Annotated in this window: 20 protein-coding genes and 1 pseudogene; 12 read left to right on the top strand and 9 right to left on the bottom strand. The window is 65.1% G+C overall.

Annotation, left to right across the window (positions count from 1 at the left end):
- The first annotated feature begins 111 nt into the window (after window positions 1-111).
- Complete coding sequence (locus tag AB2L57_RS18325) at window positions 112-1,197, top strand: hypothetical protein (RefSeq protein ID WP_409048087.1); 1,086 nt, start codon at window positions 112-114, stop codon at window positions 1,195-1,197.
- Between the two features lie 165 nt (window positions 1,198-1,362).
- On the opposite strand, the gene AB2L57_RS18320 is transcribed toward AB2L57_RS18325, so the two are convergent.
- From AB2L57_RS18320 to AB2L57_RS18290, 7 genes are all read right to left on the bottom strand, one after another.
- Window positions 1,363-2,421 (bottom strand): hypothetical protein, encoded by a 1,059-nt coding sequence (locus tag AB2L57_RS18320; protein ID WP_409048086.1) that lies wholly within the window; start codon window positions 2,419-2,421, stop codon window positions 1,363-1,365.
- Window positions 2,418-3,350 carry a hypothetical protein gene (locus AB2L57_RS18315; protein ID WP_409048085.1) on the bottom strand — a complete coding sequence of 311 codons (933 nt, stop codon included), beginning with the start codon at window positions 3,348-3,350 and terminating at the stop codon, window positions 2,418-2,420. Before AB2L57_RS18315 ends, AB2L57_RS18320 begins: the two co-directional genes overlap by 4 nt.
- A gap of 14 nt (window positions 3,351-3,364) precedes the next feature.
- Window positions 3,365-4,456 (bottom strand): TniB family NTP-binding protein, encoded by a 1,092-nt coding sequence (locus tag AB2L57_RS18310; RefSeq protein WP_409048671.1) that lies wholly within the window; start codon window positions 4,454-4,456, stop codon window positions 3,365-3,367.
- A gap of 5 nt (window positions 4,457-4,461) precedes the next feature.
- A complete protein-coding gene (locus AB2L57_RS18305) occupies window positions 4,462-6,480 on the bottom strand; it encodes a hypothetical protein (protein WP_409048084.1) in 2,019 nt (672 codons plus the stop codon).
- Entirely contained in the window at window positions 6,477-7,220 is a 744-nt protein-coding gene (locus AB2L57_RS18300) for a TnsA-like heteromeric transposase endonuclease subunit (RefSeq protein WP_409048083.1), read from the bottom strand. Before AB2L57_RS18300 ends, AB2L57_RS18305 begins: the two co-directional genes overlap by 4 nt.
- Window positions 7,221-7,803: 583 nt before the next feature.
- On the bottom strand, window positions 7,804-8,751 hold the full coding sequence (locus AB2L57_RS18295) for a hypothetical protein (RefSeq protein WP_409048716.1): 948 nt from the start codon (window positions 8,749-8,751) through the stop codon (window positions 7,804-7,806).
- The gene (locus AB2L57_RS18290) at window positions 8,741-9,304 is read right to left on the bottom strand and encodes an RNA polymerase sigma factor (RefSeq protein WP_409048715.1); all 564 of its coding nucleotides are present in this window, start codon (window positions 9,302-9,304) and stop codon (window positions 8,741-8,743) included. The genes AB2L57_RS18295 and AB2L57_RS18290 overlap by 11 nt, the downstream gene beginning before the upstream one ends.
- Window positions 9,305-9,438: 134 nt before the next feature.
- Here AB2L57_RS18290 and AB2L57_RS18285 point away from each other — a divergent pair, with 134 nt between their 5' ends.
- Both AB2L57_RS18285 and AB2L57_RS18280 read left to right on the top strand, forming a co-directional pair.
- Window positions 9,439-9,792, top strand: a complete 354-nt coding sequence (locus tag AB2L57_RS18285) for a hypothetical protein (protein ID WP_409048714.1) — start codon at window positions 9,439-9,441, stop codon at window positions 9,790-9,792.
- A gap of 72 nt (window positions 9,793-9,864) precedes the next feature.
- Window positions 9,865-10,146 carry a hypothetical protein gene (locus AB2L57_RS18280; protein ID WP_409048713.1) on the top strand — a complete coding sequence of 94 codons (282 nt, stop codon included), beginning with the start codon at window positions 9,865-9,867 and terminating at the stop codon, window positions 10,144-10,146.
- An 80-nt stretch (window positions 10,147-10,226) separates the two neighbouring features.
- Here the strand turns inward: AB2L57_RS18280 and AB2L57_RS18275 are convergent, their stop codons facing one another.
- A complete protein-coding gene (locus AB2L57_RS18275) occupies window positions 10,227-10,619 on the bottom strand; it encodes a hypothetical protein (RefSeq protein ID WP_409048712.1) in 393 nt (130 codons plus the stop codon).
- A gap of 235 nt (window positions 10,620-10,854) precedes the next feature.
- On the opposite strand from AB2L57_RS18275, the gene AB2L57_RS18270 reads away from it, so the two are divergent.
- The 6 genes and pseudogenes from AB2L57_RS18270 to AB2L57_RS18245 form a co-directional block, all read left to right on the top strand.
- On the top strand, window positions 10,855-11,505 hold the full coding sequence (locus AB2L57_RS18270; RefSeq protein WP_409048711.1) for a hypothetical protein: 651 nt from the start codon (window positions 10,855-10,857) through the stop codon (window positions 11,503-11,505).
- 38 nt (window positions 11,506-11,543) lie between these two features.
- Window positions 11,544-12,038 carry an RNA polymerase sigma factor gene (locus AB2L57_RS18265; RefSeq protein ID WP_409048710.1) on the top strand — a complete coding sequence of 165 codons (495 nt, stop codon included), beginning with the start codon at window positions 11,544-11,546 and terminating at the stop codon, window positions 12,036-12,038.
- A gap of 48 nt (window positions 12,039-12,086) precedes the next feature.
- Window positions 12,087-12,981, top strand: a protein-coding gene (locus AB2L57_RS18260) for an IS5 family transposase (RefSeq protein WP_182263965.1) whose coding sequence is annotated in 2 segments (ribosomal slippage) — window positions 12,087-12,475 and window positions 12,474-12,981 — 897 coding nt in all. Because the reading frame shifts where the segments join, the coding sequence is not laid out codon by codon here.
- Window positions 12,982-13,103: 122 nt separating this feature from the next.
- Complete coding sequence (locus AB2L57_RS18255; protein WP_409048709.1) at window positions 13,104-14,630, top strand: IS1380 family transposase; 1,527 nt, start codon at window positions 13,104-13,106, stop codon at window positions 14,628-14,630.
- Complete coding sequence (gene istB / locus AB2L57_RS18250) at window positions 14,627-15,436, top strand: IS21-like element helper ATPase IstB (RefSeq protein ID WP_219869137.1); 810 nt, start codon at window positions 14,627-14,629, stop codon at window positions 15,434-15,436. The genes AB2L57_RS18255 and istB overlap by 4 nt, the downstream gene beginning before the upstream one ends.
- Window positions 15,433-15,555: pseudogene (locus tag AB2L57_RS18245) on the top strand (cation transporter); the annotation flags it as partial. The gene istB and the pseudogene AB2L57_RS18245, both read left to right, overlap by 4 nt.
- A gap of 255 nt (window positions 15,556-15,810) precedes the next feature.
- Here AB2L57_RS18245 and AB2L57_RS18240 read toward each other — a convergent pair.
- Window positions 15,811-16,275, bottom strand: a complete 465-nt coding sequence (locus tag AB2L57_RS18240; RefSeq protein ID WP_219869138.1) for a hypothetical protein — start codon at window positions 16,273-16,275, stop codon at window positions 15,811-15,813.
- Window positions 16,276-16,462: 187 nt separating this feature from the next.
- Here AB2L57_RS18240 and AB2L57_RS18235 point away from each other — a divergent pair, with 187 nt between their 5' ends.
- The 3 genes from AB2L57_RS18235 to AB2L57_RS18225 all read left to right on the top strand — a co-directional run bounded on the left by AB2L57_RS18235 (window position 16,463) and on the right by AB2L57_RS18225 (window position 18,662).
- Window positions 16,463-16,672, top strand: a complete 210-nt coding sequence (locus AB2L57_RS18235; protein WP_409048708.1) for a hypothetical protein — start codon at window positions 16,463-16,465, stop codon at window positions 16,670-16,672.
- A 496-nt stretch (window positions 16,673-17,168) separates the two neighbouring features.
- Window positions 17,169-17,387 (top strand): hypothetical protein, encoded by a 219-nt coding sequence (locus AB2L57_RS18230; RefSeq protein WP_409048707.1) that lies wholly within the window; start codon window positions 17,169-17,171, stop codon window positions 17,385-17,387.
- A 198-nt stretch (window positions 17,388-17,585) separates the two neighbouring features.
- Window positions 17,586-18,662 (top strand): IS110 family transposase, encoded by a 1,077-nt coding sequence (locus AB2L57_RS18225; protein WP_100812876.1) that lies wholly within the window; start codon window positions 17,586-17,588, stop codon window positions 18,660-18,662.
- Window positions 18,663-18,752 lie beyond the last annotated feature (90 nt).

The following is an 18,752-nucleotide window of genomic DNA, read 5'->3' as shown; positions in this document are numbered from 1 at the left end:
GCCATCCACCGTAGTCGGCGGATGCCGTCGCAATCACTTGTCACTTATGCGCGCGACGGACGTGGACGATGGTGCGGCGGGGCCCCAGGTTGCTCCTCTTAGGCTTGCCACGTGTCTACTGCACCCGTGACGACCGAGAGCGATGATGAATCGCCCACTCCTTCACGGAGCTGGCGTCGGATTGCCCTGCTTCTCGCTGGCGCCATCCTGTTCTGCTCGACAACCGTTCTTGTGGCACTGCTCATTGTCTCCACAGCATCGGACGGTGCGACCTCCGTGTTGATCGGCACGGTTGACTCGGAGTTGCTCTCTGGTCTCGCGCTCATCGCGGCACTGGCAGCCCTTGCGACGGGACTGTGCGTCATCCCCGTGCCCAGGCTTTGGCTCATCCTGATGATCCCGGCGCGCGCGGTAGCCATCGCGGCCACCGCATTGGCAGGGATCGTGTGTTTCCTCACCTCGTCCTCGACGGTTGTTCCGCTCGTCGCCAACGGCTGCGAAACCGGGTATGTGGTCAAAGAGAAGTCGTTCCTTCTTGCGGGTTGGGGCACGATCTATCGACAGGATGGCGTACTTGTCACGGCCGTCGAGCGAACCCTCAGCGATGATGGCTACCACCCCTTCGCGGACGGCGCCTACACGGTGGCGGAGGACGGCGCGTCACTCCGGGTCTGGCGGAATTTCAGCTTTGACTACTCGGCTGCGCCGGTGACTACCGACCGTGACCCGGACTTCACCCTTCCGAAGCTCACCGACCGTACGCTCGCATGTGGTGTCAGCACCGGAGCACGAACGCCGATTCCCTCAGCGCCCGCCGCGCCCACCTACGGCGCGGACGAGGCCCGAGCAGGGCTCGAGAATATGGTCGCGGCGTCGCTGGACGCAGCCGTCGGGCCGGTGCACGATTCCGCTGGACAGCTCCTCGACGCCGACGAGCTGTCACCGGTATCGACCGCGTGCGGTGAGAACGGCACACGAATCGGACTCGGGCTCACGTTCGAGACCGCGGACAATGGCGCCACGCTCGCGCGAATCCTCAAGGTTTGGGATGCCGCAGGATACTCCGCGGATCGGGCAATGCAGGAAGACATCCGCTACAGCGACGCGCTGCCGGTGGAGAAGATGAGTATCCGCGACTCGACGAGTATCGACGGACTGATCCACATGCAGGTCACGTCGCAGTGCAGCGCGCGCTGATCCGCCCTGCCTGCCGCAATCTCTCGAATACGTCGGCCGTGTATAACACCGCGCGCGGCCCGAGCGCCCGATTCCCGAATCGTTCTGACGCGTCCCCGGCAAGCCTTCGCGCGAGTGGCCGACGGCGCCGTGGAACTCTGTGCGAGTACTCACGAGGACCGCAGGTTAGGACATAGCCAACTCGTCGGAACGGGGTGGCCAGTTGCGGATGACCCGGCTGCGCGGTGCGGCTTGACCTGTCTTCCCCGCGATGTGGGGAAGAATCCTTGGGTTGGCGTGGCGGAGGAGGCAGGCGCGCTGCCGGTGCGCTGCAGCAATGAGGGCGCGGTTGAGTGGGCACCGCTGATACTTGACCTGCTTCGAACTGCGCAGTCCGTACATGTACAACATCGCCCGGTGGGCGTGCCCGACGACGCTGACGGTGAAGGTGCGCAATGCGTCGTTGGGTTCGTCACCGATCGCCTTCGCGACGGCAGGTAGCAGGCGATCGGCCTGAGCGAGCGCGGAAGTCGTCACGTCCAGGATCGGAGTGATCGTGCGCGGCGATGTGAGCACGCAGGTCAAACGAATGATCTCGGGGTACGCGCACAGCAGCACGTTTTCATAGGTGTCGAGGTGCGGGATGCCGAAAATCACCATGCGGTCGCCGATCGGGGACGAATCATCTGAGCCTTCGTGCCAGGCTTCGACGAAAGCTGCGGCGAGGTTTACTTCGCCGGTGTGGAGGGCGACGCCGCGCTTCCAGAGCTGTGATCGCAGCAGCAGTTCCGCACTCTCGTAGCCGGGCATGCCGGCTACGTCGGCGTGCAGGGCGCGGTACGCCCAATGCTGATGGGTGAGGCAGAGCGCACCGCCGCGGGCGATCGTGGTGGTGCCCAAACCGCAGGAACATTCCAGGCATGCAATGCGGGGTTCGGTGAACCGTGCGCATCGAGCGCACTTCTCGGGACGCCAGCTGCGGTGGCCACACCTGACCCACATGCCATCTGTCTCGAAGTTGGGGCGTAGCGCGTCGCGCGGAAGGTCTGCGAGATGCTCGATGACGTCGACCACGCGCTGATCCGCCGCGGGCCACCAGTTGCGACCCAGACGGTCCAGCACGATCCGGCGGATATCGCGTTCCTCGCACTGGTGAGCTTGAGCGAGCCGTTTCGTGAACCCCTCGACGGTCTCACCTTCGATGAGTTCGAGTCGAATTGGTAGCGTGCGGAGCTGGGTGTTCACACCTGTGCATGCCTCGATGAGAGGCGCGGTCGCCGTGTGGGAGGCTTGCGGGCGTCGGTGTGACGCAGGAGTGTGGAGCGGACCCGCGGGGCGAACTTCAGGATTCTCTTACCGAGTTCATCGAGGCCCGGGGACCGCCCGTGCCGAAGGCGCACGGGTCGGTCAAGGCCGATGACCGCTTCGCGGCCTTCGGCGTGAAAGGAAGTGCGGACGGCGTCGACGTTGTGCGACGCGCCCACGGTGACCGCGTTCACCGCTGCTTCGACGAGCGCGGCGACCTGAATGAGGCCGACGTTCGTGTTTGCGAGGAATCGCTCCGCCCACGGCTCTGTTGTCAGTGCGACGAGACGCACCGCTTCGGGATAGTGGCGCGCAAGCGCCGTTCGATGAGATTCGTCCTCCTGTCCGAGCTCGGTGGCGCGGATGAGGGTCGTGGCGAGTTCCAGTTCGCCGGTGTCGGGGCCGATGCCGCGTTCCCAGAGCGTGCCGGTGAGGCATCGTTCGGCGCGATAGAAGTCGGCGCTTCGCGCGAGGTCGCGGTCCGCTCCCGCGTAGTGCCACCTGCGGTGTCGCGCACACACCGCTCCGATCCGGGTGCGCACCTCGACGAGTTCACCGCCGGTGCATCGCCTGCATTTCGTGCCGGCAGACGGCAGGGGCGCGCAAATCGGGCAGTTGTTGTGTCGCCAGTCGGCGTGAATGCAGCGGACGAACAGGCGGTCAGAGCGGCTACCGTCGAAGTACCCGGGAGGGAGGTCGGCGAGTTGTTCGACCAGTCGCGGCACGAGTTCTGGTGTCGTGCGCAGAGGCAGCCGCGGGCGCTCGTGACGGAGGATCGTCCACAGTTCCCCGGCCGGCACGGCGTTGCGGGTGGTAAGTCTGCGGTAGACGCTGCTGACGGTTTCTCCCGTGAAGGGTTCGATGAGCACGGGGAGCTTCCTCATCATTTCGCTCGCGCGGGGCGGCCTCGTTTGGGCCGTGGTGATGGCCGGTTCTCTTCTTCCTCGATCCAGCCTTCTGACTCACGGATTTTCGCCAGCGACGCGAGCACGTCGTCGAGGTCGAGGCGTTCAGTGTGCTGCTCGATGGCGCGGCGCGCGCCTCGGCGGACGGCTCGGGCGACGCGGCCGATGGAGCCGCGGGATAGGTCGCGGAGTTCCGCAGCGACGGTGAGGATCTCCGCGTCAGGTTGCGAGATCAAGCACAGTGAGTCTTCGAGGTCGACGAGGATGCGCCCCCACACCGCGGCGTCAGCGGTCTCGCCAGTCCCGTAGGTGTCGAACTTGACCAGCTCGAATCGGGCCATGATCTGTTCGCCGCGCGAGCCCCAGAACAGGCCGTTGCGGGCGACATCGACACCGGCGTAGACCATCGTGCCGGGACACCTCTCGGACAGTTCTTTGAGCGCGTCGGCGACTTGCTCGTTGCCGCGGTAGTGCAGGTCCAGCCGGTGGATGTCGTCGATGATCACGAGTTCGGTGCGGCATTCGCGCATCACATGGCTCACGCGGCTGAGGAGAACTTCGTAGTTCGCGTTGCGGGAGTACGGGATGGCGTAGAAGTCGGCGAGCTTGGTGATCATGGTCTTCGCCGTCGCGTGGGTCGGCACGGGCACGTATGCGACGGGGATCAAGTTGCGTTGCGAGGCCGTGGTGCGCTGGCGTCGGGCTCGCTCGAACGCCCTGCCGAACTCCTGGACCGCGGTGGTCTTCCCGAGACCTGGCCTGCCAGAGATGATCACGCCGGACTTGCTGGCGTCTGGGGAGCGGTTGTCGGTTATCGCGTGGCGGATGGCGACCGCGACCTGTCGGAGTGATGGGGTCGCCACCCGGGCGCCGAGGGTCATGTACCGTTCGCGGGCGATGTTGAACAGCGCTCGCTCCGAGGAGTCCATCGCGTCGTACTCGGCGAGCGTGAGCGGGAGCGGCCGTTGGGCGACGAACTCGACAAACTCGCGCCACCCTTCCTTTGTGGCGTAGTCGAAGTCGGTCGATGGGGCGTCGAAGTCGAAGTCCCCCAGCAGGTCATCGAACATCGCGCTCACGCCTCATCCGGCGACCGGGTCATCCCGAACGGTGCGGCGACCGGCCATGCTGGCTTCGCCGCGACAACATGGAGTTCTTTGTCGCCGACGTCACCAGTTGCCGAATGCTCGCCGCCCGGCGGTGCTGTGGGTGCGATGTGTGGGAGTTGGTTGGTGATCGCCAGCGGGTCCGTCCGTGCGCTTACAGCACGCTTCTTCTGACGCGCCGTCGGCAGCGCGTTGCCCTTGTACATGAACCGGCGCATCACCTCGTTGAGGTCGTCGGTACTCGGCTCGTTCTCGCCGCGGGCAGCGGCCTGAGCGCGCGCGACCCGCCACACCTCGTCAGCCATTGGAGCGCCGCTGTACGGGGACCGCCAGTCCAGCGGGAGGAACTGGTCGCCGAGTTCCAGCCACACCGTCATCGGGTTGTAGGGGTCGACGTGGAACGGCCACTTGCCTTGCCGCCGGTGGTGCGGGGACCGCTTCTTGCGCAGCGGGCCGAGTTCCGCGGAGTCGTATACACGCAGGTCGATGTCGACGCCGTAGTGGTTGATCACACGCCACTCGGTCGGGAGAAGCGCGATGTACTTCTCGGCCGTCAGCGGCACCTGCAGTTCCGGTGCGACTTCCCGGTACGCGGCGACCATCTGGTTCGGGGTCAGCATCAGCCGAGGGTTGCGGGGGTCGCGCAGCGACTTGTGGGGCCGGTTCTGCCAGGTCACCGCGACCCAGTCCTCGAAGAGCTCCTGCAGCTGCTCGAGGGTGAGCAGCTGGCTCGTCGCGATTACCTCGTCACCTCGCATATCGGGGCTCTGCCCGAGGAAGGCGATCGCGTACTGGGTGAACTGGTCTTTGACGGTGCGGAACATCCGCTCGATCTTCGCCTTCTGCGTCGGCGAGTACTCCGCGTTGACCGTCAACGAGATCCCCAACGTCCGGCACGCATCCGAGAAGTGCCGAGACACGTAGGACGCACCACGGTCGGTCGTGATCGACTCCGGGAAGACGTACGGCTGCGCGTCACGCATCGCCTCGAACCTCTCAACCATGAGCCCGTCCGCGCCGGTCCACGCTTCCGACACCTGACGCCGGTTCGCACGCACACCATCCGGGCGGGACGCGTACGGCACGAGAGCGCGGGCAAGGACCACCACCAGGTCGATGCTGCGAGAGCCGACGGTGACAATCCCGGAGAGCACCGACCTCGACGCCTCACACAGCAACAGGGTGAGGTCGGGGCGGACAGGTTCACCGTCGCACTCGACGAGGATCTCCATCGGCGTCGTGTCGATCAGCACCTGCTCACCTGGTCGAACCCCCGACCGCACCCCGTGCATGTGATCAGGCTGATTCGCCGTGGTGCGCCGGGTACGGGCCGTCCCGAGCGTGTGCTTGCCGGCGTCGAGCTCGCTCAGGAGCCGGTACATCGTCGCGCGGCTCGGCATCGGCACCACGCCCTCACCGAAGCGGTCGTCCAGCTCTCTGCGGACGAGCCAGATCAGTCGCGTTCCGGTGCCCGTGGATTTCCGTTCCTGGCCGGCCTGGACAGTCAGGATCGCGTCGATGAGGCGCTCGTCGTAGGAGCGACCGGGCATGTCAGCCAGGCCGTGGCGACGTCGATCGAGAAGACCGCTCACCCCGAACTCCTCGAGAGCGCGTTGCTGGCGCGAGACCTTGACGGAGCTGTAGTCGGTTCCGAGACGACGGTTGACGTTGTCGATGACTTGCTGCCGCACCTCGGGCTTCGTCCCGCCTGCCACCACGAGATCGTCGAACCGCGAGAGCTCCTCCAGCCACACGTCGACGATCCTGCGGTCACGCGCGTCGAGGTCCTGCAGGCTGCGCAGGTCCAGCAGTGAGCGGAGCGATGCGGGAGCGGCAGGTTCCGCTTGGTGCCGCAGGTCCGCGGCGAGCACCTCCACGTCGCCTCCATCCCCGTCGACGGCACGCAGGGTTATGTAGGTGGGCCGGATCGCAACGACCTGGTGACTTCCGCCCTGCCACCGGATGATGTCGCCAGGATGAACGCTCATGACCCGCCCTCCAGATCGACAACGGTCGCCATCGACAAGGGACGGTGTAGATCCGCCTGCGCCACCCCGCTCCACACGAGTGCGTACGCGGCGCCGACACCTGAGCGAGCGGAACCACCGAGGACCGCAGCGAGCGAGCCCAGAGTCATCCGGCCGGTCAGCCCGAGCGCGGCGATATCGACGCCGTCCAGCCACGCCGGGTCGCGGTACCGGAGCAGGAAGCGCAGGTTCGCCTGGGTGGCGCCGGGAAGCTGATCGAAGACGAGATAAGACCATCCCAGTGCGGCAGCAAGGCGACGAGTGAGTTCGAACTTCATGCTGTCCTCTGGCTTGATCAGCTCGACCGGCCTCACGTCGACAAGCAGCGCACTCCCATCGGAGCGGCGCGCGAAGTAGTCGGGCGCGTGTGAGCGCTTCGGTGACCGCCAGCGGATCCACATCGGCTGGCTCGCCACCCCGACGACATCCCCCGTCCGGTCCAGCGAGGTTAGGAACGAGCGCTCCCAGAACGACTCGAACGGAACGTGCCGGCCCGTCGAGGCCATCCACAGCTTGCCCTCGAAGTTGCGCTTGCCCGGCCACGACGGGAACTCGCGAACCGGATCCGCATCCTCGAACATCACGCGCGCCGCGTCGACGGGGTCTGCGTGCTGGAGGAGGCCGTGTCTGGAAAACTCGATCGTGGCCGCGAGTGCGTTCGTCCCGTCGATCGCGGCGAGCCAGTCTTGGGTCAAGGTCACGGAGAACTCTCCCTTCCGGAGAATCCCGCACCCGATCAGAGCGCTCCTGTGGAACCTCCCGGCTTGAACCGCAAGCTACTCCCGCCTCGGAGCAGCGCTACGCGGCGCGCCGCTCTCCCGACAACTGGAGTGAGAATCCGACAACTGGAGTGAGACGACTCGACAGGTCCGTGAGAATCGGACAACTGGAGTGAGACACGACACTCTGCATGCTCTTGATCTAGCAAGTTGCTATCTACCTGATGCCGGTGGCAAGCTCGCTCCGTTGCCTCGATCGGCAGTCGCGAGCTTATCACGGCTGTCAAGGGGGGTGCCAAATATCTGCCTATCGTCTGCATATGCCGCCGCACCCTGTCCGATGACAGTGATTCTGTAGTCCGTGCCATTGATCTTGTGTATGCGCGGTTGATCCTGTCGTCCGTGCCATTGATTCTGTGGGCGGGTCTCGCGACACGCGGCGGTCACCGTCCGCGCTATCGGGCCGCGAGTCGTACTCTGGCGCCGTCAGGTTCGGATCCGCCAGCGCGACAGGCCTTGGGCCGCCGATGCGAATGATGTCGGGGACTTCCCGAGACACAGGGAGTCATTCGTTGAATGGCGACTTGGTTCCGGTAGTGCATTCGACGGGGTCGATCCCAGCGTCTTGGATCTGTTGCCAGACTGTCTCGACGTCCGGCCCCGGGGTGATGCCTTCCGCTTGCAGGCAGGCGCGGAGTGTGACCTGTGTGTCGCTCTCATACTCGTTGGCGATCTGCCAAGCAGGATCAATCTGGCCGAACTCCAGGGCGTAGCACCGCCCCTCTACGCCGGATGTAACAGCGGCATCCGAGTTGGAGTAGTCGATGACCGTTCCGGCTTCGTTGACGCCGAGCAGGGGATATCCAGCCGCGGCCATACACTCCGAGTAGCGGGCGAACGCGGCCCGGTACTCCTCGTTCGTGACGCGTCCGTCCGCCATCGCGTCGGTCTGTGCATCACTGGCCGCGGGTGGGACAGCCCGAGCTGCCCAGGAGGCCCAGAGCACAAATCGGGACTGATCATCGGTGGTCACGGCGAATGTGTGGCTGCCGGGCTCCTGGACGGTGAAGAAGCTTCCGCCGCTGGCTGAGGATGTCGAAGCTTCGTCGCAGATCGACGAGCCGACGTTCACGCCGTCGAGCAGGAAGTCGAATCGTCCCGGGTCGTCGCATCGGAACGCGACGACCAGTTCGGTGGCCCCTTCCGGCATCGCGCCGAGCTGCACGGTCGTGTTCCCCTGCCCACTCACGAGGGCGGGCGGGCCGAACAACTGTGTGTCGTCGTAGACCAGCGTGCTCGTCATTGCCTCGACGTTCACGCTCCGATCCGGAGCCGGGGCGGTCAGCGCGGCCGCGGACACCGCCCCGGTGACCGCGCCGGCGACGGCGAACGCGATGATCGGGCCTGCGATGCCCCAGCGCCGACGAGAACGGGTGGGCGCGGCTGATGCCGTGGCGACAAGCATGCGCCGCAGCTCCGTGTCTCGATCGTTGGTTGTCGGTTCAGGAGACATCGCTCACACCTTCCGGACGTATGGCAACACGTGGCTCGGCCACGGCCGCGCGCAGACGGGCGGTGGCTCGCGACAGTCGCGACTTCACTGTCCCGAGACGGACGCCCATGATCCGGGCGGCATCCTCTGTGCCCACACTTGCGAGGACGCACAGGGTGATAACTTCCTGATCGACACGGGACAACCCGCGCAGCGCGGTCATGGCATCGCCGTCGTCGAATTGTTCGGCATGGTCACGTTGCGGTTCCCCCGGAGGGAGCCGTCGCAACGCGGCCCGGTACCTCCGACTGGCGCGCGTGAGGTTGCTGGCAGTGAACGTCGCCGTCCGAAGCAGCCAAGGCAATAACGACCCGTCGACGAACTGCACAGCGTCCCGCTTGCGCCACGCCTCGAGGAACGTCACCGCGACCACATCGTCAGCGTCAGACCAGGACGGCGACAACCCCCGAGCGTGCCGATACACCCGGCCCCGGTGACGGTCGAAGACCTCACCGAACGCGTCACCCCGGCCAGCACGAACCTCGTCCCACGCGTCTTCGTCGCTAACCCTCACACTATGAAGTGTCCGCTCACGAGCATTCAGTTCCCAACACTGAGTGGTCGACCCGTCACCGGGGTCGCCGTTGCTGCGTCCGTATAAGCATCCGCATGGGACACCGTCCGCGGGTCGATCGTTACCCTTGACCCATGGAACCGGACTGGATCGAACATCGACGCCAGGACGACGGGGAGCGAGTGGGATGGATGAAGCCCATCGGTGACGGATTCGTCGCCATCGATCTGTTAGGCCGTCCACGGACAGACGTTGTGGACTGGATGGTCGCAGAGGCGACTCTCGACGAACTCGGCCTTGGCTACCTCGCCGACCCGCATGAGTTGCGGCTGGACGACGGCTCGTGGCTGCGTGTGCGGATCGCAGAGGTGTCATCAGGAGCAGTCCGCGTGAAGAAGGACGACTGGGGCGATATGAATGCGACCCAGATCCATTACTCGCTGTCATTCCCGGTGACCGAGGACCGGCTTCGCTCACTGTCTCGCTGACCGATCCGCAAATGCGCCAGGCACCGCGTCAAGATCGCGGGCTGAACACAGACCCGCGGATAGAGTCGCGCCATGAGCGACCACCTGAACAGCCTGCGAATGCGTCGAGAGATTCTTGACGCGTACGTCACAGTGCTCGAGAGAGCCGGCGAGCTGTTGAATGTGTGCGCCGCAGCGACCGGCGGAGCGGACCAGCTGCGAGTCGCCGTCGAGGATGCGTTCGGGCTCAGCCCGGTCGCAGCTGACGCCGTCTTGGCCCTGCAGGTCCGACGCCTCACACCAATCGCGCTCGAGCAAATTCGTCAGGAGTTGATCGACGTCGACCGAGAGATGGCCGAGGCAGACGGAGTGTAGGGGGTCCTCGAGTGCGATCGCCCTGGTCGCGAAAGCGGATCGGCGAGTAGGAACGACGCGGATCAGCAGTCTGGGTGTCCTCAGCTTTCCGCGCAGCTCAGTTGGGAATTGACCTCAATGATTCGTTTGGTGTCCGGGTAGCCGGCGGACTCCAGCGCGCTGCGCACTTCGGCCCTTACGACCTCGAGGTATGCGGCGCCGTGCAGGCGTACGGGATTGGCGGTGTCATTGTCGGGATCACCATCGAGCAGGGCGTGCCATTCCTTCCACTCATCGGCGCTCACGTCGGCATCCGACAAGGCCCTCGCCGCGATCCTCTCGGCTTCTTCGGAGACGTCCTCGACCAGCGGCGTGAGCCACCAGGAGATGTCGCATTGGCCGCCGGGCACTGTGATTGATTCCGCCCGGTCGGGTTCGCCCTCCGCCGGGAAGCCACCGCGACACCCCACAAGCGCGGCCGTGAGCGCGATCACTCCCAAGCCAGAGACCCACCACCGATGACGCATACCGCGACTATACGTCGACCATTTTGGACGGCAGCCGTACTACGGGCCGCGCAGTCGCGGTTCGACATGCGGTCGCGAAACGGGGTCGACTATCGCGACCCGCGCATCGGAACGGTTGCTAGTTCTTTTCGAGTGGCTGAGACGTTTCGAGGGGTGCCGGACATGTACTGAGAGAAGGCTTATCTCCGAAAGGATCGTCCAGATGGCGGATCGTGACTCATTGCTCGATGATCTTCTTTCGTCGTCGAAGCCTCCGGTCAGTGCGTTGACGCCGGATATCGAGGACGAGTTGGCGCGAATGAGCGTCATGGCTCTTACCGATCAGCGCAGGCCACGAGGGCATCGCCACATTTCGCGCGCAGCTGCGGTAGGTCTGTGCACGGCACTTGTTCTTGGTGGCGCCGGCGCAGCAGCGGCAGCGACTCTCACCGGTTGGCCGTGGTGGAAGCAGGAGCCGCCGGCTCCGTTCTCCTACACGTTGCCGAGCGGTGCCGTGTGCGAGACAAGGCTGGTCGGAAACATCCAGGGACCGTCACCGGAGATCAGCACGGCGACGCTCGCGTACCTGGCATCGGTGGATATCTTCGAGGTTCTCGACGTCGATGCTGAGCTCACCAAGCTCCGCGAGAGCGGGCAGGATCAGCCGCGCGCCGGGTCGACAGTGCTGGAAGGATCCCGCCCGAACTACTTCCTGGAGGATGCGGAGCTGAGCCCCGACCGTGAGTACCAGTTCGCCGTCGAAAACGCGATCATTCCTGCGGTCGTCCTCGAGCTGAAACGGCAAGGCTTTGAAGTGTCGGCGGATCAGTTCTCTTGGCAGAGCGCGACCGATTGCCCCGGGGCGCAGTGGTGACGGGCGTGGACCCTGCGTTGCGCGCACGCGTTGTCGACGTGATCGCGTTCAACTCCGCAGACGTTCTCGCATACTTCGAGCGTCGTAGCCCGCGTGACGCCGCCGACCTGGTAGCCGAGACGATGATGACGGCCTGGCGCCGATGCTCGATCATGCCTGAGCCCGCAATCGATGCACGCATGTGGCTGTTCGGGATCGCCCGCAACGTGCTGGCGAACGCAGACCGCACGGAACGTCGACGGTGGCGTCTGGCGGACCGGTTGCGCTTGATGACGCTGCCGAGTGACGTCTCCGCAGCGTCGGACGAGGGGGCCGATGTCCGCGATGCCGTCGCCCGCCTAGAACCTGGATCGGCTGAGCTGATCCGTCTCGTTCACTGGGACGGCTTCAGCATCGCCGAATCTGCACAAATCATCGGCATCCCTGCGTCCACCGCGCGCACTCAATATCAACGCGCAAAGGAGCAGCTTCGCCGATCGCTCTCCGACCACGACGCCACCGAAATGAGCGGCACCGGACATGGCACGCACTAGGCCGTGTTGATCAAGTGGTTTCGGTGGTCGATGGGCGAGTCTTGAGGGATGACGCGTCGCGAGGTCTCTGACGAGGTGTGGACCGTTCTGGAGCCGTTGATGCCGACGGTGACGGGGAGGTCGCGGCCGTGGACGGATCATCGTCTCGCGGTTGAGGGGATGGCGTGGAAGTACCGGACGGGTGCGCCGTGGCGTGATCTGCCGGAGCGGTTCGGGAAGTGGAACTCGGTCTATAAGCGGTTCACCCGGTGGGCGCACGACGGCACCTGGGACAGGCTGCTCGCCGAGGTGCAGCGGCAGTCCGACGCGGCGGGCCGGCTCGATTGGGTGGTGTCGATCGACTCCACGATCACCCGCGTGCATCAGCACGGTGCGACCCTCGCCCGGGACACAGGGGGCTCCACCGAATCACAAGAATCCGTGGTTCGAGCCGCCTGACCACGCGATTGGCCGGTCCCGTGGCGGGTTGACCTGCAAGATTCACCTGGTCGCCGATGGCAAGGGGCGGCCGCTGGGATGGGTGCTCACCGGCGGCAACATCAACGACACCACGATGCTGGCGACCACCCTCGAACACATCCGTGTCCCCCGCCCAGGCGTCGGAAGACCACGAACGCGACCAGATCGAGTCCTCGCCGACAAGGGCTACCCGTCGAAGACGAACCGTGCCTGGCTGCGTCAGCGAGGGATCGCCGCGACCATCCCGGAGCGTGACGACCAGATCGCTCACCGCCGCAAGAAGCCGGGACGCCCGATCGACTTCGGCGACGAGCAGAAGCTCCGCTACCGCGGCCGCAACGTCGTCGAACGCTCCTTCAACAAGCTCAAACAGTGGCGCGGCATCGCCATGCGATCAGACAAGACCGCCCGCAGCTACCGAGCCGCCATCAGCCTCGCCACCACCCTGATCTGGATCAAAAGCGACTTGATCAACACGGCCTAAGCCTTGATCCACCGATGAGGAGGCATGCTGAGTTGGCGTCGTGACAGTGAAATGCCCCTCTGACCGGGAAGAATAGAGCTTGTCAAGGGTCCTATTCAACGAGTCGGAGAGGCATCTCGTAGATGCAATTCAAGCACGCTCCTGCCGCTGTGTCTGCGGTGTTCGATGACCCGAATCTTGTGTCGGCTGCGGGGCTGGTGCCGATGCTCCGCCTCGCGGAGCGGTCCGGGCTGGCAGGGCTTGCTCAAGATTGGTTGACCGTCGCGACGGACAAGGGCGCGAACGCCGGGGCGAAGGTGATGGCGCTGGTCGCGGGGATGCTCGCGGGGGCGGACTCGATCGAGGACATGAACGTGCTGCGTCATGGCGGGATGGGCCGGTTGTTCAACCGGACGTATGCGCCGTCGACGCTGGGATCGTTCCTGCGCGAGTTCCGGTTCGGCCACGTCCGTCAGCTCGACGCCGTCGCCTCCCGGACGCTGGTGAATCTCGCCTCTTCCGCGCCGCTGCTGCAGGCCCGAGACGACGAGCGAGTGATGGTGGATCTGGACGACACGATCATCGGGGTCCACGGATACAAGAAGCAGGGCGCGTCGTTCGGGTACTCCGGCGTGCGTGGCCTGAACGCGCTGATCGCGACGGCGTCGACATCGACCTCGGCGCCGGTGATCCTCGCCCAGCGGTTGCGGCAGGGCAAGACCGGTTCCCCGAAGGGCGCCGCGAGGATCGTCGCCGACACCCTCGCCTCCCTCCGCCGCACGAACCCCGGAAGCACAGTCCGCCCGTTGCTGCGGGCGGACTCCGCGTTCTACGGCCACGCCACCATCGGCACAGCGATCAAGGCGGGCGCGGATGTGTCGGTCACCGTCCGGATGGACCCCGCAGTGAAGGCGGCAATCGCATCGATTCCCGAGGATGCGTGGGAAACGATCGAATACACCGACGCGATCCGCGACGAAGCAACGGGCCGGTGGATCTCGAAAGCAGAGGTCGCCGAAGTGCCCTTCACCGCGTTCCGGTCAAGGAAGTTCGCCGAACGGGTCGATGGACGCTTGGTGGTGCGGCGGATCCCGGACCTGAACCCCAACAAGGTAGAGCAGCCGACCCTGTTCGACGTGTTCCGCGTGGATCTTGATCATTACCTCGAGGTTCTCCTGCACAAGCCCGGCGCCCTTCCCGGGTCCACCGCTCTCGCACACGCCCGCGCGACGGGGGTGTTCACTGGAGCGCATGAAGCGTTCTGGGCGGCAGCTCGTAAGACCGACGGCGATGCCGGCGGCACCCGGGCGCTCATCGACGTGCTTCTCTTGCATCGGTCGATGGCCGCTGAGGATGTCATCGGGGGGATCACCGCGGCGTTGACCGTGGGGGCGGTCACGGCTGATGTTGTTGCGGTGGAGGCGCGCCGCCACGAAACACTGGGTGGGTCTCGTTTGGGCCGTCATCCCGCCGACCCTCCGCGCGGGCATGAGCGACGTGTCGTCAGTCTGACCCAGCGCCGGCTAGCCGACCCGGCGGCGGTGATCGCCGGTCTCCCGCCGGATCGGCGGCCGTTGCCATCGGTTGCCGCGTACGACCAGCTGCTGCGCCTCCCGGAACGACCATCACCCGAGACCGCAGTTGCGATCCAGGAAGGGACAGCGTCATGACCACCACGACCAGCATCACCACCACCCTGCGGCGGCGTCGCGGGCTGACCGAGGAAGCAGCAGGCGCGGCCATCGATCAGGCCTGCCGAAGGCTCCGGCTCCCGACGATCCGGGCGGTCGTTGAGGAAGCCACCACCGCCGCGCAGAAAGAGCAGCTCAGCTACCAAGGGTTCCTCGCCGAGCTGCTCCTGGCCGAGTGTGATGACCGGGACCGGCGTTCCTCGGTCCGCCGGGTCAAAGCAGCCGGCTTCCCGCGGGATAAATGGCTCGGGGACTTCGATTTCGCGGCGAACCCGAACATCAACCCGGCGACCATCAACACTCTCGCCACCGGCGAATGGGTGCGTCGCGGGCAGCCGCTCTGCCTCATCGGCGACTCTGGCACCGGAAAGAGTCACCTCCTGATCGGGCTGGGCACCGCCGCAGCCGAAAAGGGGTTCCGGGTGAAATACACGCTCGCGACCCGGCTGGTGAACGAACTGGTCGAGGCGGCCGATGAGAAGAACCTGGCCCGCACGATCGCCCGCTACGGCCGGGTCGACCTGCTCATGATCGACGAACTCGGATACATGGAACTGGACCGCCGCGGTGCTGAGCTGCTGTTCCAAGTCCTCACCGAGAGGGAAGAGAACAACAGCATCGCGATCGCCTCGAACGAGTCCTTCTCCGGATGGACGAAGACCTTCACCGACCCCAGGCTCTGCGCAGCGATCGTTGACCGGCTCACCTTCAACGGCACCATCATCGAGACCGGCACCGACTCCTACCGACTCGCCCACACCCGCGCTCAACAACCCGCACTGTGACCCAGCCCTATATCGTCGCGCTCCTCAACCTCGCCTACTTCTTCGTGGAGTTCACGGTCGCGCTGATCATCGGGTCGGTGTCGCTGTTCGCGGACAGTGTCGACTTCCTCGAAGACGCCCCTCATTAAATCGCCCGAGGGATTCGGGGTCGGTTGTCTTGGTCCTTCGCAAGCGCACGGACGGATCGGTGGTCGAAGCGCTACAGCAGGTAGTGGGTGATCTCGTGACGGCGCTCACTGAAAGTCCCCGCTTTCGCTCGAGGAATTCCTCACCCTGGATTGCTCCGGCGCATGAGGCGGGCCCCCTCGATGCTGATGGTCTTCGACCGAGACACCAGCCTTCAAGGGAGGCCGTTCGTGAAGAGGAGGGTGACGCTACTTTTCTTCCTCAACGGTCACGGTATAGCTCGCGTTGGCTGAGGTCACCTTGACGTAGTACTCGCCTGCGTCCTTCCGGAGGATGGTTTCACCTGCGCCCGCTTCTGAAATCATGACGTCAGGAATGCCGCCGTCCGTCATGAGGTCCGTTCCCTCAGTGAGAACGTAGACTGCGCCGACGATCATGCCCTGGCCGGAACTGTCAACGAAGTCGTACGTCACGCGAACCTTTCCACCGGTCAGAACAATCGTGTCCGACTGCTGATCTGCGTTACCTGTAATAGTCGCGACGGGCGTCCATGTCGGCTCAGCTGCGGGCTCAGGTGCCTGACTCTCGACCCGCTCGGTCTGCGTGTCAGCCGCGGCCGACCCGGCCGGCTCGGCCGGCGATGAGCAAGCGGCGAGCGATGCGATAAGTGTGAGCGTGGCTCCAGCCGCGGCAAGGGATCGGGCGAGTGACATATCTGGTCTCCTGGGGTCCTGGTAAAGCGCGACAGCGCCACCCGCCAGCCTACCGGCGAGGAACCGCGTCGGCTGCCACCGGGGCGAGCTGGGTCACCAGCGGCGGGCATCATCCGTGCCAACAGGGATTGCTGTCATTCGAGTTGGATGACCCGCCTCTGCCTGCAACGAAATGGTCGGCTCTGCTGTGGTTGCCGCGGGGCCAATAGCCGCCTGGCTATCCGCCCGCAACGACGCCCTCGCCAACCTCGCCATCATCCTCGTCGACATCCTCACGATCTGGTTCGCCCCCGGCTGGCTCGACATCATCGTCGGCGTCGGCATCGGCATCCTCAACGCCGACGCCGCCCGAGCCGTCTGGAAAGCCGCCCGCGCCAAGACCGACCCGACCCCATAATCCGCCCAGCAAAGAGCAAAGACGTCCTGGCGAAACAGCATCACCTAATGCAAGTGGGTCCTCACTGGACTGCCCTGGTGGGTTCGGCTTGAGTTGACATAGCCAATCCCGCGAGGCCTCCGACCTAGGCTTCACCGTCACACCCCCGGCCGTATCGGGGCAGAAGTGGACATTCACCGGGACCTTCCCCGATGACCTGACCGCCCGCGCATACGACAACGATGGTGACGTCATCGCCGAGGTCGAGATCGCACCCAACTGGCAACGCACCGGAGGTTCAGAGCGTTGCGGCGGGCCCATGAAAGCAGACGTCACGATTCGAACGTGACCATTACGTATCCGAAAGCCGGTCCCTCACCGCTTCACCTGCAGTGAGTTCGCGTCGTGCGATCGGCTGCCCAGAGGGGCGACGAAGGCTGATTCCCGTAAGACCCGCCCGCGAAACTGCCCGGTGAAGGGGGGCTAACCGCTACACGTTCTAAGCGCCCCAGCAGGTGTGGCCGAGGCGGTCTTGGTCAGCAACTCTTCGCGCTCCGGCGAACTACAGAATCAATGGCACGAACGACGCGCGCAGACGCTGCTGCGACGCCGAGCGGCCGGCGTGATTCCGCGGATCGTCGGCGACAGGATCAATGGCACGGACGACAGAATCGATGGCAGCGGACACACCCGCGCCGATGACTGTGAGAGTGTCGAGTACCTCCTGGCGGCCTGACTCTTGCTGACGACTGACCTCGAAGTCTGGGTGTCCTTGCTGTTGATCTGTCGTCCGTCAGGAGGCGCATCACCCTCGTGGTGCTGGCCGGGCGGGCGTGACCTCATAGGAGCCTGATCGCAACAGTCCCATCACAGTCCCGTCCACCCGACCGGCCAGTGTCACTCACCCTGTCCTGATCTGGTTGGAGCGAGCACTATGAGCATGCAGCAAGTCCCCTCTCACCGTCGAGTCGTTGTCGGCGTCGACACTCACAAACACGTCCACGTCGCCGTCGCGATCGATGAGCTCGGCGCGGTCCTGGATCGCCGATCTTTCGCGGCGGATTCCGGTGGCTACGGCCAGCTGATCGACTGGGGCGAATCGTTCGGCGGGAAACTCACCTTCGGGATCGAAGGCACCGGTTCCTATGGTGCAGGCCTGGCCGGCGCAGTGCGCCGTCGTGGAATCGGGACGCTGGAGGTGATGAGAACGGACCGTCGCGACAGGCGACTACGAGGCAAGTCCGACACCATCGATGCCGAGAACGCAGCCAGGGCAGTCCTCGCGGGCCTGGCGACGGCCATCCCGAAGTCAGCCGATGGAACAGTGGAGATGATCCGTCAGATCAAGGTCGCCAAGGACGTCGCCGTCAAGGCGAGAACATCCGCGATGATCAGCCTCAAGCAGGTCATCGTGAACGCCCCCGACGATCTGCGTCAGGAGCTGCAACCGCTATCGAAGATGGCGCTCATCCATCGCTGCGCGGCGCTTCGTCCGGGCCAGGTGACCACAATCATCGCGTCGACCAAGCACACGTTACGATCGATCGCCCGTCGCTGGGAAGTACTGGATGCCGAGATCTCCGGGCATGAGAAGCTCCTGGCAGAGCTGACCGCGCAGATCGCTCCCGACCTCGCGAAAGCCTTTGCGGTCGGTCCTGACACCGCGGCCGAGATGCTGATCGTTGCCGGCGACAATCCGGAACGGATCCGTTCGGAGGCCGCGTTCGCCCGGCTCTGCGGTGTCGCCCCGATCCCTGCATCGTCAGGGATGACCACCCGACACCGGCTCAATCGGGGCGGTCACCGGCAAGCAAACGCCGCACTCTACCGTGTCGTCATCGTTCGCATGCAGCACCACGAACCCACTAAGGCCTACGTCGCCCGCCGGATCACCGAAGGAAAGACGAAGTCCGAGATCATCCGGTGTCTGAAACGTCTTCTCGCCCGCGAACTCTGGGCCGCGATGCGCCCCATCCGCGAAGCCCGACCACCCCTCCAAATCGCGGCTTGACAGATATAGGAGCATCAACTCATCGGTGGTTTCTGCCAACCGATCTGTGGTTCCAGCCCCGGGCGCCCGGGAAGTAAGGGCTTCGTCGAC

This window comes from Microbacterium sp. HA-8 (assembly GCF_046111165.1).
GTDB lineage: Bacteria > Actinomycetota > Actinomycetes > Actinomycetales > Microbacteriaceae > Microbacterium.
The sequence above is the reverse complement of the archived record's forward strand: the minus strand, read 5'-3'. Positions and strand labels throughout refer to the sequence as shown.

Bases quoted from the DNA above. Each gene is read 5' to 3' on its own strand.
- AB2L57_RS18310 (WP_409048671.1), bottom strand. From the start codon at position 4,456: ATGTTCGATGACCTGCTGGGGGACTTCGACTTCGACGCCCCATCGACC.
- AB2L57_RS18305 (WP_409048084.1), bottom strand. From the start codon at position 6,480: ATGAGCGTTCATCCTGGCGACATCATCCGGTGGCAGGGCGGAAGTCAC.
- AB2L57_RS18295 (WP_409048716.1), bottom strand. From the start codon at position 8,751: ATGTCTCCTGAACCGACAACCAACGATCGAGACACGGAGCTGCGGCGC.
- AB2L57_RS18285 (WP_409048714.1), top strand. From the start codon at position 9,439: ATGGAACCGGACTGGATCGAACATCGACGCCAGGACGACGGGGAGCGA.
- AB2L57_RS18280 (WP_409048713.1), top strand. From the start codon at position 9,865: ATGAGCGACCACCTGAACAGCCTGCGAATGCGTCGAGAGATTCTTGAC.
- AB2L57_RS18270 (WP_409048711.1), top strand. From the start codon at position 10,855: ATGGCGGATCGTGACTCATTGCTCGATGATCTTCTTTCGTCGTCGAAG.
- AB2L57_RS18255 (WP_409048709.1), top strand. From the start codon at position 13,104: ATGCAATTCAAGCACGCTCCTGCCGCTGTGTCTGCGGTGTTCGATGAC.
- istB (WP_219869137.1), top strand. From the start codon at position 14,627: ATGACCACCACGACCAGCATCACCACCACCCTGCGGCGGCGTCGCGGG.
- AB2L57_RS18240 (WP_219869138.1), bottom strand. From the start codon at position 16,275: ATGTCACTCGCCCGATCCCTTGCCGCGGCTGGAGCCACGCTCACACTT.
- AB2L57_RS18225 (WP_100812876.1), top strand. From the start codon at position 17,586: ATGAGCATGCAGCAAGTCCCCTCTCACCGTCGAGTCGTTGTCGGCGTC.